This is a genomic window from Pseudomonas sp. NFPP02 (genome assembly GCF_900119355.1).
In the GTDB taxonomy this organism is placed as follows: domain Bacteria; phylum Pseudomonadota; class Gammaproteobacteria; order Pseudomonadales; family Pseudomonadaceae; genus Aquipseudomonas; species Aquipseudomonas paracarnis.
This window is the reverse complement of record NZ_FPJI01000002.1, coordinates 271,910-287,561: the sequence shown is the minus strand read 5'-3', so window position 1 is coordinate 287,561 and position 15,652 is coordinate 271,910. Positions and strand designations below refer to the sequence as shown.

Below are 15,652 nucleotides of genomic sequence, written 5' to 3'. Positions count from 1 at the left end.
TATACACTGTCGCAAATTGCCGGAGCCGAACATGAAAGACTGGCTGGATGAGATCAAATGGGACAGTGACGGCCTGGTGCCGGCCATTGCCCAGGACTACAAGACCGGGCGCGTGCTGATGATGGCCTGGATGAACCGCGAGGCCCTGAGCCTCACAGCCGCCGAGCAGCGCGCCATCTACTGGTCACGTTCACGTGGCAAACTGTGGCGCAAGGGCGAAGAGTCCGGGCACGTGCAGACCCTGCACGAGCTGCGCCTGGACTGCGATGCCGACGTGGTAATCCTCAAGGTCGAGCAGATCGGCGGCATTGCCTGCCACACTGGCCGCCACAGTTGCTTCTATCGCGTGTTCGAGAATGGCGAATGGAAGGTTGTGGAGCCGGTGCTCAAAGACCCGCACGCCATCTACCCAGCAGGACACTGAACATGAGCGATACCCTGAACCGTGTGGCCCAGGTGCTGGAAGACCGCAAAGGCGCGGATGCCGACAGCTCCTACGTCGCCAGCCTGTACCACAAGGGCCTGAACAAGATTCTGGAAAAACTCGGCGAAGAATCCGTCGAGACCATCATTGCGGCCAAGGACGCGCAAATCAGCGGTGATTACAGCGATGTAATCTATGAGACCGCAGACTTGTGGTTCCATAGCCTGGTGATGCTCGCCCAACTGGGGCAGCACCCACAGGCCGTGCTGGATGAACTGGACCGTCGCTTCGGCTTGTCCGGGCACGCCGAGAAGGCCTCGCGCCCGTCCGCCTGAATAACGTAAGACTTGAGGATTTGAAGCATGGGCATTTTTGACTGGAAACACTGGATCGTCATTCTGGTGGTGGTGGTATTGGTGTTCGGCACCAAGAAGCTCAAGAACCTGGGCACCGATGTGGGCGAGTCGATCAAGGGCTTTCGCAAAGCCATGAACGATGATGAAAAGCCGGCCGAGCCAAGCGCCAACCCGGTGCCACCGGCCCAGCCTGTTCACCCGCAGGCCACCCAGCCGATCACCGAGCGCCGTACCTTCGACGTGCAGGCTGAAAAGGTCCAAGAGCCGACCCGCAAAGACTCGTGAGCACTGACTAATGTTTGGTATCAGCTTCTCTGAACTGCTGCTCGTCGGCCTGGTGGCCCTGCTGGTACTGGGGCCGGAACGCCTGCCCGGTGCCGCACGCACCGCCGGCTTGTGGATCGGGCGCCTCAAGCGCAGTTTCAACGCGATCAAACAGGAAGTTGAACGGGAAATCGGTGCCGACGAAATCCGTCGGCAATTGCACAACGAGCACATCCTCTCGTTGGAGCAGGAAGCCCGCAAGATTCTTTCCCCGGTGCAAGAGCCGGCCAAGCCGGTAACGCCGGTGGCCGAGCACAGCATCGCGCCAGCCCCTGTGGCCGACGCCACACCGGCAGCGCCCGCCCCACCGACGCCTGCGCCGACGCCCGTCGCGTCGCCCGCGCCCCATGACCCTACATTGCCGCCGCGAGCCCCATGAGCGCTGATAAACCGGAAAACGACCAGCACATGCCGCTGGTCTCGCACCTCACCGAGTTGCGAACCCGCCTGCTGCGTTGCGTGGCGGCGATCTTCATCATCTTTGCCGGGCTGTTCGCCTTTACCCAGCAGATCTACACCTTCGTCTCGACGCCCCTGCGCCAGTACCTGCCGGCCGGCGCGACGATGATCGCCACCGATGTGTCGTCGCCGTTCCTGACCCCCTTGAAGCTGACCATGATGGTCTCGCTGTTCCTGGCGATCCCGGTGATCCTGCATCAGATCTGGGGCTTTATCGCGCCGGGCCTGTACAAGCACGAGAAGCGCATCGCTGTGCCATTGTTGGTGTCGAGCATCCTGCTCTTCTACACCGGCATGGCCTTCGCCTACTTCCTGGTGTTCCCGCTGATCTTCAAGTTCTTCGCCGCCGCCACCCCGGCCGGCGTGGAGATGATGACCGATATCACCAGCTACCTCGATTTCGTGATGACGCTGTTCTTCGCCTTTGGCGTGGCATTCGAAATTCCGGTAGCGGTAGTGTTGCTGGTGTGGATCGGCGTGGTCGACGTCAAGTACCTGAAAAAGATCCGCCCGTACGTGATCATCGGCTGCTTCGTGGTCGGCATGATCCTCACGCCACCGGACATCTTCTCCCAGACCTTGCTGGCCGTGCCGATGTGGATGCTGTTCGAGGTGGGCATCCTGTTCAGCGGCCTGATCAGCAAGCGTGGCGAACACCCGGATGACGCGCCTGCCGACGACGACCAACCGCCAGCGACCCAGCCGTGAACCTGCTGCTGCTCGAAGAGGCCGACTTTATCGCGGCCGACCGCGTAGTGCTGCGTGATCGTCGCCTGGTGCATATGCAGGAGGTTCACCGCGCCGCCGTCGGTGACACCCTGCGTGTGGGCCGCATTGGCGGGCTGATGGGCAATGCCCAACTGCTGCGCCTGGAAGCCACTGAAGCCGAACTGCAAGTGAGCTTCGACCAACCGCCACCGAGCAAACTACCCCTGACCTTGCTGCTGGCCCTGCCCCGCCCGAAGATGCTGCGCCGGGTGCTGCAAACCGTGGCGGCCATGGGCGTGCCCAAGGTGGTACTGGTCAACAGCTACCGCGTGGAAAAAAGCTTCTGGCAAACCCCGTTCCTGGAGCCGGAAGCGGTGCGCGAGCAACTGATTCTCGGCCTGGAACAAGCGCGGGACACGGTGCTGCCCGAGATCATTATCGAGAAACGCTTCAAGCCGTTTGTGGAAGATCGTCTGCCGGCCATGGCGGCTGGCACCTTGGGCCTGATCGGCCATCCGGGCGATTACCCGGCCTGCCCCCGAGCCCTCGAGGAACCGGTGACCCTCGCGATCGGCCCGGAAGGCGGCTGGATTCCCTATGAAGTGGACCTGCTGGCCAAGGCTGGTTTACAGCCGGTGCAACTGGGTGCACGTATTTTACGCGTCGAAACCGCCGTAACGGCCCTGCTCGCCCGTCTGTTCTAACCCCCGACTGATCGTTCCCATGCTCTGCGTGGGAATGCCGCTCAGGACGCTCTGCGTCCACCCTTGTGACGCAGAGCGTCACGCCATTCATTCCCACGCAGAGCGTGGGAACGATCACCAGAGCGTGGGAATGATCGCCAGAGCGTGGGAATGATCGCCAGAGCGTGGGAACGATCAAGTATCCCCGTGCGTTGCCGATAGCCTTTGAATAAGTCCAAGCCTTGTTCCAGGGGAGTTCGCAGCATGTATCGTTGGTTAGCCGAGAAGTTGGGGAATGTAAGCGTCAACCGCAAGCTGAGCGTGGGCTTTGGCCTGGTGTTGCTCCTGACGCTGTTGATCACCTTTACCGGCTGGACCGGCCTGGGGGATGTGATCAGTCGCGGCGACAAGCTGGGCTTCATTTCCAGCCTCAATGGCCTGACCAAAGACCTGCGCCTGGCACGCCTGGACTTCGATATGCGCCGTGGCGAGCAAGGCACGGACAAGGTCGACGGCCTGCTCGCCCACCTCGACAGCGGCCTGAAGACCGCCGCCGAGCTGATCGAGCAACCTGACGACAAAGCCCTGGTCGAGCAACAGCAGGAAGCCTTGAACCAATACAAAAAGGCCTTCGCCGCCATGGTCCAGGCGGGCCTCAAACGTGAGGGCGCCCGCAGCAAGCTCGGAGACACCGCCGACAATGCCGTCGCCAAGATCAACGAAATCGAAAAAGCCCTGCTGCAAGGTGACAGCGTCGCCCAGTTCAACAGCGTGGTCGAGCAGAGCAAGCTGATCCAGCAATCGCGCTTCCAGGTACGCGGCTACACCTACAGCGGCAAGGTCGAAGCCGAGCAACCGGCCCTGGATGCCATCGACAACGCCCTGAAAAAAATCACCGAACTGCAAGGCCAGTTGCCTGCGCAATACCAGGCCAACCTGCAAGAAGCCGGGGCTTCACTGCAAGCCTACCGCGCCGCCGTCAGCCAGTATCGCGATTCCCAGGTCGCCAGCGCAGCAGCGCTGAAAACCATGATCGCCCAGGGCGACATCCTGCTGGGCCACAGTGAAAAACTCACCGTCTCCCAGACCGCCGTGCGTGACGCAGATGCCGCGCAGGCCAAATACCTGTTGCTGCTTGCCACCGTACTGGCGCTGATCGTCGGCGTCTTCGCGGCCTGGGCCATCACCCGCCAGATCGTCATCCCCCTGAACCAGACCCTCGAAGTCGCCGAGCGTGTGGCCTCCGGCGATCTGAGCCACAACCTGGAATCGGGCCGCCAGGACGAACTGGGCCAATTGCAGCGTGCCATGCAAAGCATGACCGTGGGCCTGCGCGAGTTGATCGGCGGGATCAGCGACGGGGTCACCCAGATCGCCAGCGCCGCTGAGCAGTTGTCAGCCGTGACCGAACAAACCAGCGCCGGGGTCAACAGCCAGAAGGTCGAGACCGACCAGGTGGCCACCGCCATGAACGAGATGGCGGCCACCGTGCAGGAAGTGGCGCGCAACGCCGAAGAGGCCTCGGAAGCCGCCGTGGCTGCCGACCAGCAAGCCCGTGAAGGCGACCAGGTGGTGGGTGAAGCCATCGCCCAGATCGAGCGCTTGGCCACCGAAGTGGGTAATTCCACGGTGGCCATGGGTGAACTCAAGCGCGAAAGCGACAAGATCGGCAGTGTGCTCGACGTGATCAAATCCGTGGCCCAGCAAACCAACCTGCTGGCCCTTAACGCCGCCATTGAGGCGGCGCGTGCCGGTGAGGCCGGGCGCGGCTTTGCCGTGGTGGCCGACGAGGTGCGCAGCCTGGCCCAGCGCACGCAGAAGTCCACTGAAGAGATCGAAGAGCTGATCGTCGGCCTGCAAAGTGGTACCCAGCAGGTGGCAACCATCATGGACAACAGCCGCGGGCTGACCGAGAGCAGTGTTGAGCTGACGCGCCGGGCCGGCCACGCGCTGGGCAATATCACCCGTACCGTCTCGACCATCCAGGCCATGAACTCACAGATCGCCACCGCCGCCGAGCAGCAAAGCGCCGTGGCTGAAGAGATCAACCGCAGCGTGCTGAATGTGCGCGACATCTCCGAGCAAACCTCGTCGGCCAGCGAAGAAACTGCGTCCTCCAGTGCCGAACTGGCGCGCCTGGGGATCTACCTGCAGACCCTCGTCGGGCGCTTCCGAGTCTGAATTACCCTACACGGCGGCTTACCAAAGCCGCCGCAACTTGTGAAATCTCCTACACAGTTATCAGCCCTCCACGGTCCCGAATCGAATTAGCGTTTCATGTGTCGCGAAACGCTTTCTCTGATTCGGAGGTTCACCATGTTTCTTCGGCTGACCCGCGTGCTGGTCAATGCCAGCGTCCGCCTCAAGCTAGCCCTGGGTTTTGGCCAAGTGCTGATCCTCAGTTTCCTGATCGCAGCCACGGGCTGGCAAGCCTTGAGCGCCGTGCTTTACCGATCCGACAGCCTGACGGTCCTGGGCCATCTGGCTGTCGAAGCCGAGGCCATGCGCGCCGACCGCATCGTGTACCGCACGCTGATGGACAGCAACAGCCTGGACAAGATGAACCAAAGGATTGAACAGATCGACCAGTATCTGACCGGCCTTTCGAGCCGCTTGCGAGCCGCCACCGACCGACAATGGCTGGAAGAAGCGGCTCTGTTGGTGTCGGGCTCGAAAGCCGCGCTCGTACAGTTGCCACCGTTGCTGGCCGCGCGCGAGCAGATCCGTCCGGCGCTCAAGAAGTCCGCCCTGCAGGCCAGTGACACCCTCGCTCAACTGGCCAGTGACTTGCCCGATCAAAATGACGAGAAGGCCCTCGACGCCATCGAGAACCTGCGCCAGGCCATGGAGCAAGCCGAAGATCGGGCGCAGAGCCCCGCCTGGGCGGCCGTTACCTTAAAGGCCTACGCCAATGCGTTCGACCAGTCGCTTGATGAACTGCAGGCCGCGCTGGCTTCCGTCACCGCGCTCCCGGTGGACTCGACGCTGCTCAAGACCGATTTGGCCAACTACCGTGAACAACTGCTAAAGCTCGAGCAAGCCCAACTCGATACCGAAACCGTGCAAAACAGCCTCGAACAGCAACTCAACGAGCTGCGGGACAAGAGCAATCTGCTGAGCCAGAGCCAGAATGCCAGGCGCAACAACGAGGCGGACCAAACCCGTGCGTTGCTGATCAGCGTGACAGTGGCCGCCCTGGCACTGGGCACGCTGGCCGCCTGGTGGATCGCCCGGCAGATTGCGGCGCCACTGCGAGAAATTCTCGGCGCCGCCCACCGTGTTGCCGAGGGCGACCTCAGCCATGACATGGCGGTCGACCGTCGCGACGAACTCGGCCAGTTGCAGCAAAGCATCGGGCAAATGACCCGCAGCCTGCGTAGCCTGATCAGCAGTATCGGTGACAGCGCCCGGCAGATCGCCGGAGCGGCCACGCAGTTATCCACCGTCACCGAGCAGACCCGCAGCGGGCTCAACGAGCAGAAAGATGAAACCGACCAGGTGGCGACGGCAATGAATGAAATGCTCGCCACTGCCCAGGAAGTGGCGCGCCACGCCGAACGCGCCTCGGTGGCGGCCCAAGAAGCCGACCATCAGGCCGGCGCCGGTGAGCAGGTGGTCACCCAGGCCGTGGAGCAGATTGGCAACCTGGCCAGTGAAATGGCGCTGTCAGGCCGTGCGATGCTCGCGCTGCAACAGGAGAGCCAGAAGATCGCCAGTGTGCTGGACGTGATCAAGTCTGTTTCTCAGCAGACCAACCTGCTGGCCCTGAACGCCGCCATTGAAGCGGCACGTGCGGGCACTGCCGGCCAAGGCTTTGCGGTGGTCGCCGACGAAGTGCGCAGCCTGGCCCAACGCACTCAGGAATCGGCCGAGGAGATCGAAGGGCTGATCCTCGGCCTGCACAATGGCACTCAGCAGGTGGCAGACATCATGGACAGCAGCCGCAACCTGACCGACAACAGCGTCGCCCTGACCCGCGACGCCGGCGACGCCCTGAGCGCCATTGCCCGCACGGTGTCGATCATCCAGGAAATGAACCCGCAGATCGCCGCCGCAGCGGAACAGCAAAGCGCTGTGGCCGAGGAGATCAACCGCAGTGTGTTGAAGGTGCGGGACGTGTCGGAACAAACCGCCGCCGCCAGCGAGGAAACGGCGGCCGCGAGTGTTCAGTTGACAAGGTTGAGCCTGGACTTGCAGACGCTGGTCGACAAATTCAAGCTTTGACCTGTGGCGAGGGAGCTTGCTCCCGCTGGGCTGCACAGCGGCCCCAAAATCTTGGGAGCGCTTCGCACTCCAGCGCGAGCAAGCTCGCTCGCCACAGAGGCAAATATTTCTACAGGACTTGGCGCAGGAAGGCCTGGGCACGCGGGTCTTTTGGCGCATTGAAGAACTCGGCCGGGGCGGCGTCTTCCAGCAGTTTTCCGTGATCGAAAAACAACACCCGGTCTGCCACTTCCCGGGCAAAGCCCATCTCGTGGGTGACGCACACCATGGTCATGCCTTCCAGGGCCAGGGTCTTCATCACGTCGAGCACTTCACCGACCATTTCCGGGTCGAGGGCCGAGGTGGGCTCGTCAAACAGCATCACCTTGGGCTCCATGGCCAGGGCTCGGGCAATGGCGACTCGCTGCTGCTGGCCGCCAGACAGGCGCGATGGAAACTCGTGGGCCTTCTGCGCAATACCGACCTTTTCCAACAGCGCCAGGGCCTTGGCCTCGCGCTCTTGCTTGCCGCGCTTGCGCACGACCTTTTGCGCCAGGCACAGGTTTTCCAGCACGGTCATGTGGGGGAACAGGTTGAAGTGCTGGAACACCATGCCGACTTCACGGCGGTAGGCATTCACGTCGGTCTTAGGGTCGGCCAGTTGCAGGCCGTCGATGCTCACCGAACCCGAATCGAACGCCTCCAACCCATTCAGGCAGCGCAAGAAGGTGGACTTGCCGGACCCCGAAGGACCGATCACCACCAGCACCTCGCCCTTGGCCACTTGGGTGGTGACGTGATCCACCGCGCGCACCAGCTGCCCACGGGTATCGAAGACTTTTACCAGATCGCGTACTTCAATCACTTTGGGCAAGCCTCCGCTCAAGCCGGCTGGCCATCTTCGACAGCGGCAGGTTGATCAGCAGGTACAAGCCCGCCACACAAAACAGGATTTCAAACGGCGAGAACGAGGTGGTGATCACTTCGCGGCCGCTCTTGAGCAACTCGGTAATCGCGATCACCGACACCAGGGACGTGTCCTTGACCAGGCTGATAAATTGCCCGGCCAGGGGCGGCAGCACACGCTTGAAGGCCTGCGGCAGTACCACGTGGCGCATCGACTGGCTGGCACTCAAGCCCAGTGAGCGCGCCGCTTCATCCTGGCCACGGGTGATGGACTGCACGCCGGCGCGCACGATTTCTGCCACGTAGGCACCCGTGAACAACGACAGCGCGGCAATCCCGGCAAACTCCCGGGACAGGTTGAGCACCGTGCCGATAAAGAAATAGAAAATGAAGATCTGCACCAGCAGCGGCGTGCCCCGCACCAGCTCGACATAGATTGTCGACAGATCGCGCAAGGTGGGATTTTTCGACAGCCGGCACAGCCCGGTCGCCAAGCCAATCGCCAAACCCAGGATGCCGGACACCACCGACAGCCACAGTGTGGTCCACAAGCCCCACATCAACGGCCCCAGTGCCCATTGCCGAGTCACGCCGACCACGTCGCCTTCAGCTACATCGTCACCGCGCGCCACTTGCAGGCTGTTATCGGCGACTGTGAGCTTTTGCTCCACTCCGGCGTCGTTGCGCAGGGTGACTTCGGCCGTATCGCCTTTGCGCACCAACTCGACCACGGTGGAAATATCCGCGGCGCGCTGGGAGGTCTCGGCTTGATAGGCGAAGTATTGGGGGACGCGGTTCCAGCGCCATTCGTAGGACATCAACGACGTGGCGTAGTACAAGGCACCCGCCAGGCCGACCAGCACCACCACCGTCAGCAGGTGCCAGGGCCATTGGGCTTTTTTATGTTTCATTTCACTTTCCGCATAGGTGTCGCCTGATAGGCCGCCATCGCGGGCAAGCCCGCTCCCACAGATTGATGTGTGAATACAGTCAAATGTGGGAGCTGGCTTGCCTGCGATGCAGGCAACTCGGTGTCAGGCCTTATTCCATGTCCTTGAGCCACTCGGAGCTCTTGAACCACTTGTCATGGATGCGATCGTAGGTGCCGTCGTTACGGATCTGGTGCAGGAAGTTGTTGATGAAGTTGATGCTGTCGTAATCGCCTTTCTTCAAACCGAACGCCAGGGGTTCAAAGGTGAAGGGTTCTTCCAGGAACACCAGCTTGCCGTTACCGACCTTCTTTTCGGCCACCACGTTGTACGGTGCGTCGTAGACGAACGCATCAGCCTTGCCGTTGACCACGTCGAGCACGCCTTCCTGCTCGTTGTCGTAGCCGTGGTACTTGGCCTTGGAGATCAGCTTCTTGGCAACCATCTCACCGGTGGTGCCGAGCTTGGAGGTCAGGCGGTATTTCTCGTCGTTCAGGTCTTTGTAGGACTTGATGGTGCCTTCCAATTCCTTGCGGATCAGCAACGTCTGGCCGACCACGATGAAGGGTTCGCTGAAATTCAGGCGCAGGTTGCGTTCCTGGGTCAGGGTCATGCCGCTGCCGATCATATCGAACTTGCCGGTCAGGAAGGCCGGGATGATGCCGTCGTAACCGGTGGACACCAGCTCCAGCTTGACGCCCATGGACTTGGCCATAGCCTTGAGGATGTCGACTTCGAAACCGATGATTTCACCGCGCTTGTCGGTCATTTCGAACGGCATGTAGGTGGGGTCCATGCCAACTTTCAACGTGCCGCGCTTGACCGCCTCATCAATGGCGCCGGCCTGGGCCGCAGTGGCAGCGACCAGCGCGGTGACGCCGAGCATCAGCATCGAAAGATACTTTTTCATCATCAAGACCCCTGAACGATTCTTATAAGGTTGGCGCACAAGAGGGCTGCGCCATTTCGGGGTGCGATCCTAACCCACTCGTTGTCCGCCACAAAGGTTTCACCGGTAAATGTTATCGGCGTGTGTCGGAAAACCCTGACAGCGACCCGGCCAAACACAGGCGCAGACGCTTCAGCGCGGCCTCTCGATCAGGGATTGATGTGTAAGCAGTTATGACGATCAGTCGATCTCGGCTATCCAGGCCGTATCCCTGAACCACTTGTCATGCAGGCGATCGTAGGTGCCGTCCTGGGCGATCTGGTTGAGAAAATGGTTGATCCAATTGAGGCTGTCGTAATCGCCTTTTTTCAGGCCGAACGCCAAGGGCTCAAAGGTGAAGGGTTGCTCAAGTGCCAACAATGTACTGTTCTGTGGCCGACTCATCGCGATCAGGTTGTAGGGCGCATCATGGATAAAAGCATCGGCCTTGCCTTCAACGACCTGCCGTACGCCTTCTTCCGGGTTGGGCACACTGCTGAGCCGCGCAGATACAAGAAAGCGCTGTGCTGCGGCTTCACCGGTGGTGCCTTGGGTGGTAACCACGCGGTAACTGGCGTCGTCCAGTTCTTCAATACTGGAGACCTTCCCGGCCATGCGTGGGTGCAGCAGCACCGTCTGGCCCACCACGACAAACGAGTCACTGAAGTTGAGTTTGAGGTTGCGCTCTTGAGTGACCGTCATGCCGCTGCCAATCAGATCAAACTTGTTCGTCATCAGCCCCGGCAGCAGATCCGTGTAAGGCACTGCCACCAATTCAAGCTCTACGCCAAGTGCGCGGCTCATGGTGTGGAGCAAGTCAATTTCAAAGCCGACGATGCGCCCCTGCTTATCGAGCATTTCGAAAGGGACGTTATTGGGGGTTGTGCCGACCTTAAGCACGCCACGGCGCACAGCGTTGTCCAGCGCGCCCGCGTAAAGCAAACCTGCGTGCCCCCCCAGGAAAAAGCCCATCAGCAATGCCAAACAATACCTTTTGATCATGAATGCCCCGTGGCGAGTCCAATTTGGGGGGCGATCCTAACCCAGCCGCGGGCACGGCAATACGCTTCGAACAAAGGTCTTTTGTTTCGAAATAACAAGGAGTTAGCGATAAAAAGGAAGAAGCGAAAAACGCTGTAGGACCAACGTTTGAAACACCCCCGAAGTGAGCCTTCGGGGGTGCCTGAATCAGGCCGGTTGGGCCTGGGGCGACTGTGGTTGCAGAGGCAGCAACGGCGCGTGCGGATCAGCCTTGATCGAAGCACGCCAGGCACCGAGCCACTCGGCATGACCTTCGCTCCACACCTGCTCATGCAGGCGAGCCAGGGCCACCGGGTCACTGAGCAGGGCCAGGCGTTCGCTGTTGTTGAGGCCAGCCGGGCCGACTTTCAACGCGTGGCGAACACGCTCCATGCGCAGGTACTCGATGGGCTCGGCCTCACGGTGCCGCGAGGTCGCCAAGGCGCAGGCCAGAGCGTTCTGCTGCGGGTCTACCACCGAACGCACAAAGCCGTCGTTGAGGGCGTGCCAACGGTTTTCGTGGGTGTACTTCTCGGTCGACAGCAGGGCCTGCGGCGGGTTGTATTCCTCAGGGATCAGGAACAGGCTCTCGTCGCGGGACTTGAGGCCCAACTTGACCCGGCTGGAAATCACCGACACCGGGATCGACAGCATCAGCGAGCCGACAATCGGCACCAGCCACCACAGGAAGCTCGGGTTCAGCCACACCACCAGCAGCGCCCACAGGAAGCCCAGCACGGTTTGCGGACCGTGGCGCTTGACCGCTTCGCTCCAGGGCGTGGAGTCGTCGTCACGTTGCGGCGAGTTCCAGGTAGCGGCCCAACCGAGGAACGCGGCGAGGACGAAACGGGTGTGGAAAATCATCCGCACCGGCGCCAGCAGCATGGAGAACAACATCTCCAGCAGCATCGACAGGGTTACCTTGAACTTGCCACCGAACTCTTTGGCGCCCTTGGCCCAGATCAAGATGATGCTGAGCAGTTTAGGCAGGAACAGCAGCACGATGGTGGTGGAGAACAGCGCCACCGCCTTGTCCGGGTGCCATTGTGGCCATAGCGGGTACAACTGGCGCGGGGCCATGAAGTACTGCGGCTCCATCAGCGTGTTCACCGCCAGCAAGGCCGTGGACAGCACCAGGAAGAAGAACCACAACGGCGCCGACAGATAAGACATCACGCCGGTCAGGAACACCGCACGGTGCACCGGGTGCATGCCTTTGACCAGGAACAGGCGGAAGTTCATCAGGTTACCGTGGCACCAGCGACGGTCACGCTTGAGTTCGTCCAGCAGGTTCGGCGGCAGTTCTTCGTAGCTGCCCGGCAGGTCGTAGGCAATCCACACGCCCCAGCCGGCACGGCGCATCAGCGCGGCTTCAACGAAGTCGTGGGAGAGGATCGCACCGGCAAACGCGCCTTTACCGGGCAGCGGCGCCAGGGCGCAGTGCTCGATAAACGGCTTCATACGGATAATGGCGTTGTGGCCCCAGTAGTGGGATTCACCCAACTGCCAGAAGTGCAGGCCGGCGGTAAACAGCGGGCCGTACACGCGAGTGGCGAACTGCTGCATGCGCGCATACAGGGTGTCCATGCCCGACGCACGCGGCGCGGTCTGGATAATCCCGGCATCCGGCGTGGCTTCCATCAGGCGCACCAGGCTGGTCAGGCACTCGCCGCTCATCACAGAGTCAGCGTCAAGAACGACCATGTACTTGTAGTCACCGCCCCAACGACGGCAAAAGTCGTCGAGGTTGCCGCTCTTGCGCTTTACGCGACGGCGACGACGGCGATAGAAGATCTTGCCGAAACCACCGGCTTCGCGGCATACGTCGAGCCAGGCTTGCTGTTCGGCGATGCAGATGTCGGCGTCGTTACTGTCGCTGAGCACGAAGAAATCGAAGCGATCCAGGTCACCGGTCGCGGCCACCGATTCGAACGTTGCACGCAAGCCGGCGAATACACGCGGCACGTCTTCGTTACAGATCGGCATCACCAGGGCGGTGCGCGCATCTTTCGGAATCGGCTCGTCACCGGCACTTTTACCGGAAATGCGGTATTTATCGTGACCGGTCAGCAGCTCCAGGAAGCCCATGAGCGCAGTCCAGAAACCGGCCGACACCCAGCAGAACAGAATCCCGAACATGATCAGGATGCTGGTTTGCAGCGCGTAAGGCAGTACCTGGGTAGCGGTTTGCAGCAGGGTCTGGTTGCGAATTTCGTCGAAGTCGACCAGCGACCAGCCCTGGTACGGCATGATGCCTTTCATGTACCAGCCGGCCACGATGGTCTGGCCCAGCATCAGCACCAACAGGATGTAACGACGGATCGAGCCCACGGTACGCCAGCGCGCAGCCGGCAGCACCCGCTCGTCTTTCGGTGGCTTGGGCGGGTTGGTGCGCCCGGTCATCCGGCGCCAACCGCGCACCAGGATATTGGTGCGCCAAGGCTCGGGCACCACTTTGGTCCGACGGATCGGCGGCGTGGCCTTGAGGCACACACGACCGCTGGCATCGAGCGCCAGCATCTCGGCGTCTTGCAGCTCTTCGGCGCTGTTGAGGGTCAAGCGGCGGCCAACCGACGCTTGGGCAGCGTCGGTCGGTGCGTCGAAGGTCTTGGACGACAGACGTTCGTGCAGCTCGCTGAAGGACTTGCAGCCCGCCAGCTCGGCGCGCTGCTCAGCCGTCATGGGTAGATGCGCCAGGTACTCGGACAGAGTCTCTGGCTTGACTTGAGAATTACTCATCGGCAGGCAACTGATAGCTCCAGGTTTCGGTCAGGACTTGCTCGGTCTTGATCGGCTCCGGCGTGGCTGGGGCAGCCTCAGGCTGTTTGGCTTCCTTGTCCTTGGCGTCTTTCTTGGCCTGTTTCTCATGCTGCTTGGCCAAGACTTTATCGGCCTTGAGCACATGGTTGGAAACCGACTCAGCCTCAGGCTGCACGATATCCTGCACCAGTGCCGCACGCATTTCGGTCGGCTTGCTTGCGTCCTTGATCTTCATACGCAGGGTCAGGCGCCAGCCTTTGGTGTGTTCGTTGTAGCGCACGCTGTTTTCAACCAGTTCAGCGTTATCCCCCACACTCACCTGGCTACGCACCGGGGCGTCCGGCAGCAGTTTCTTCAGGGACGGGCCCTCGAAGTCCACCAGGTAGGCCACGCTGCCATCCGGCTGACGGATCAGGTTCGATTGCTTCACATCACCCGTTGAGCGCAGGGTCTGCTTGACCCAGGCACTGTCCGGCGAATGGAAGGCCGCGTCGTCCAGTGTCCAGTGCAGGCGGTAGGCCACGTCCAGCGGCTTGCCGACTTCTGGCAGTTCGGCCGGGCTCCAGAACGCCACGATGTTGTCGTTGGTTTCATCGGCGGTCGGGATTTCGACCAGGTCGACAGAGCCTTTGCCCCAGTCACCTTCAGGCTCGATCCAGGCGCTTGGGCGCTTGTCGTAGTTGTCGTCCAGGTCTTCGTAGTGGCTGAAGTTGCGGCCACGTTGCAGCAGGCCGAACCCACGCGGGTTCTCGACGCTGAAGTTGCTGACCGACAGGTGTTTAGGGTTGTTCAGCGGACGCCAGATCCACTCGCCATTGCCGGCGTGAATCGACAGGCCGCTGGAATCGTGGAGCTCGCGGCGGTAGTTGAGGACCTTGGACGGCTGGTTGGCGCCGAACAGGAACATCGAGGTCAACGGCGCAACGCCCAGCTTGCTGACCTTGTCACGCAGGAACATCTGGGATTTGACGTCCACTACGGTGTCGGTGCCAGGACGCAGGATCAGGCGATAAGCGCCAGTGGCGCGTGGCGAATCCAGCAGCGCGAAAATCACCAGGTGCTTGTCACCCGGCTTTGGACGCTCGATCCAGAACTCGGTGAAACGCGGGAATTCTTCGCCAGACGGCAACGCGGTGTCGATCGCCATGCCACGGGCAGACAAGCCGTACACCTGATCCTTGCCCACGACGCGGAAATAGCTGGCGCCGAGCATGGTCATGATTTCGTCTTGCTTGTCGGCCTTGTTGATCGGGAAAAGCACACGGAAACCGGCGTAACCCAGCTGTTCGGTGGCTTTAGGATCAAATTTCACGTCGCCGAAATCGAAACGCGTCGGGTCGTACTTGATTTCATGCACGCTGTCGGCGGTGACTTCGTTGATTTTCACCGGGGTGTCGAAATGCATCCCCTGGTGATAGAAGGACAGCTTGAACGGGGTGTTCTGATCGGCCCACTCGGCTTTTTCATTGCGGAAACGAATCTTCTGGTAGTCAGCGAATTTCATTTCGCGGAATTCGTTCGGCAAATTGCTGCGCGGAGCTTCGTATTTCTGCCCAGCCAGCTCTTTTGCCTTGGCCGACACATCATCCAGACTGAACGCCCACAGTTGACCCGCGCCGAACAGGCAAAACAGGGCAGAGCCCGTCACCAGTGCGTTTCGTAACCGTTTGGCAGACAATTTTGGTGCATTACAGGGACTAACAATCACGAGCAACCCTCGCCGAAAACAGATCAAAAAACCAACGGCCAGCTATCTATATGCCAGGTTGGCGAGCAATGTTCCGACTCCTCTGGGGCGAAATGATTCCCCATGCGGTTGTCGGACAAGGCTCTACCTAAGTCAAAAATGGACCAAACAACGCTGATCCCCGTAGCGCGCGATTATCTAGTAGCCCGCGAGACAACGCATCAGGGACAGTGAAGTATTTGTAGCGAAACCCTGCGTTTTTAGG

General features: G+C 61.0%; 13 protein-coding genes and 1 pseudogene. 8 read left to right on the top strand and 6 right to left on the bottom strand.

Annotated elements, in window-relative coordinates; all coding sequences use genetic code 11:
- Positions 1-31 precede the first annotated feature (31 nt).
- The 8 genes from hisI to BT204_RS04695 all read left to right on the top strand — a co-directional run bounded on the left by hisI (position 32) and on the right by BT204_RS04695 (position 7,178).
- Entirely contained in the window at positions 32-424 is a 393-nt protein-coding gene (hisI, locus tag BT204_RS04730) for a phosphoribosyl-AMP cyclohydrolase (protein WP_003187884.1), read from the top strand.
- A gap of 2 nt (positions 425-426) precedes the next feature.
- Positions 427-759, top strand: coding sequence for a phosphoribosyl-ATP diphosphatase (locus BT204_RS04725; protein ID WP_003187881.1), 333 nt, complete (start codon positions 427-429; stop codon positions 757-759).
- A gap of 27 nt (positions 760-786) precedes the next feature.
- Positions 787-1,065 carry a twin-arginine translocase TatA/TatE family subunit gene (locus BT204_RS04720; protein ID WP_003187877.1) on the top strand — a complete coding sequence of 93 codons (279 nt, stop codon included), beginning with the start codon at positions 787-789 and terminating at the stop codon, positions 1,063-1,065.
- A 10-nt stretch (positions 1,066-1,075) separates the two neighbouring features.
- Positions 1,076-1,483 (top strand): Sec-independent protein translocase protein TatB, encoded by a 408-nt coding sequence (tatB, locus tag BT204_RS04715; RefSeq protein ID WP_054897529.1) that lies wholly within the window; start codon positions 1,076-1,078, stop codon positions 1,481-1,483.
- On the top strand, positions 1,480-2,271 hold the full coding sequence (tatC, locus tag BT204_RS04710) for a twin-arginine translocase subunit TatC (protein WP_034125559.1): 792 nt from the start codon (positions 1,480-1,482) through the stop codon (positions 2,269-2,271). Before tatB ends, tatC begins: the two co-directional genes overlap by 4 nt.
- Positions 2,268-2,975 carry a 16S rRNA (uracil(1498)-N(3))-methyltransferase gene (locus tag BT204_RS04705; protein ID WP_054897530.1) on the top strand — a complete coding sequence of 236 codons (708 nt, stop codon included), beginning with the start codon at positions 2,268-2,270 and terminating at the stop codon, positions 2,973-2,975. Before tatC ends, BT204_RS04705 begins: the two co-directional genes overlap by 4 nt.
- Positions 2,976-3,218: 243 nt before the next feature.
- A complete protein-coding gene (locus tag BT204_RS04700; protein ID WP_034125557.1) occupies positions 3,219-5,135 on the top strand; it encodes a methyl-accepting chemotaxis protein in 1,917 nt (638 codons plus the stop codon).
- Positions 5,136-5,270: 135 nt separating this feature from the next.
- Positions 5,271-7,178, top strand: a complete 1,908-nt coding sequence (locus tag BT204_RS04695) for a methyl-accepting chemotaxis protein (protein ID WP_054897531.1) — start codon at positions 5,271-5,273, stop codon at positions 7,176-7,178.
- Positions 7,179-7,287: 109 nt separating this feature from the next.
- Here BT204_RS04695 and BT204_RS04690 read toward each other — a convergent pair whose 3' ends face one another.
- From BT204_RS04690 to BT204_RS04665, 6 genes and pseudogenes are all read right to left on the bottom strand, one after another.
- Entirely contained in the window at positions 7,288-8,022 is a 735-nt protein-coding gene (locus tag BT204_RS04690) for an amino acid ABC transporter ATP-binding protein (protein ID WP_034125863.1), read from the bottom strand.
- Positions 8,015-8,974, bottom strand: a complete 960-nt coding sequence (locus BT204_RS04685) for an amino acid ABC transporter permease (RefSeq protein ID WP_054897532.1) — start codon at positions 8,972-8,974, stop codon at positions 8,015-8,017. The genes BT204_RS04690 and BT204_RS04685 overlap by 8 nt, the downstream gene beginning before the upstream one ends.
- A gap of 130 nt (positions 8,975-9,104) precedes the next feature.
- On the bottom strand, positions 9,105-9,902 hold the full coding sequence (locus tag BT204_RS04680; protein WP_032901820.1) for a transporter substrate-binding domain-containing protein: 798 nt from the start codon (positions 9,900-9,902) through the stop codon (positions 9,105-9,107).
- A 219-nt stretch (positions 9,903-10,121) separates the two neighbouring features.
- Complete coding sequence (locus BT204_RS04675; RefSeq protein WP_072445802.1) at positions 10,122-10,922, bottom strand: transporter substrate-binding domain-containing protein; 801 nt, start codon at positions 10,920-10,922, stop codon at positions 10,122-10,124.
- 178 nt (positions 10,923-11,100) lie between these two features.
- Positions 11,101-13,679, bottom strand: a pseudogene (gene mdoH / locus BT204_RS04670) (glucans biosynthesis glucosyltransferase MdoH); the annotation flags it as partial.
- Positions 13,672-15,408 (bottom strand): glucan biosynthesis protein G, encoded by a 1,737-nt coding sequence (locus tag BT204_RS04665; RefSeq protein ID WP_034125862.1) that lies wholly within the window; start codon positions 15,406-15,408, stop codon positions 13,672-13,674. The gene BT204_RS04665 and the pseudogene mdoH, both read right to left, overlap by 8 nt.
- Between the last annotated feature and the right edge of the window lie 244 nt (positions 15,409-15,652).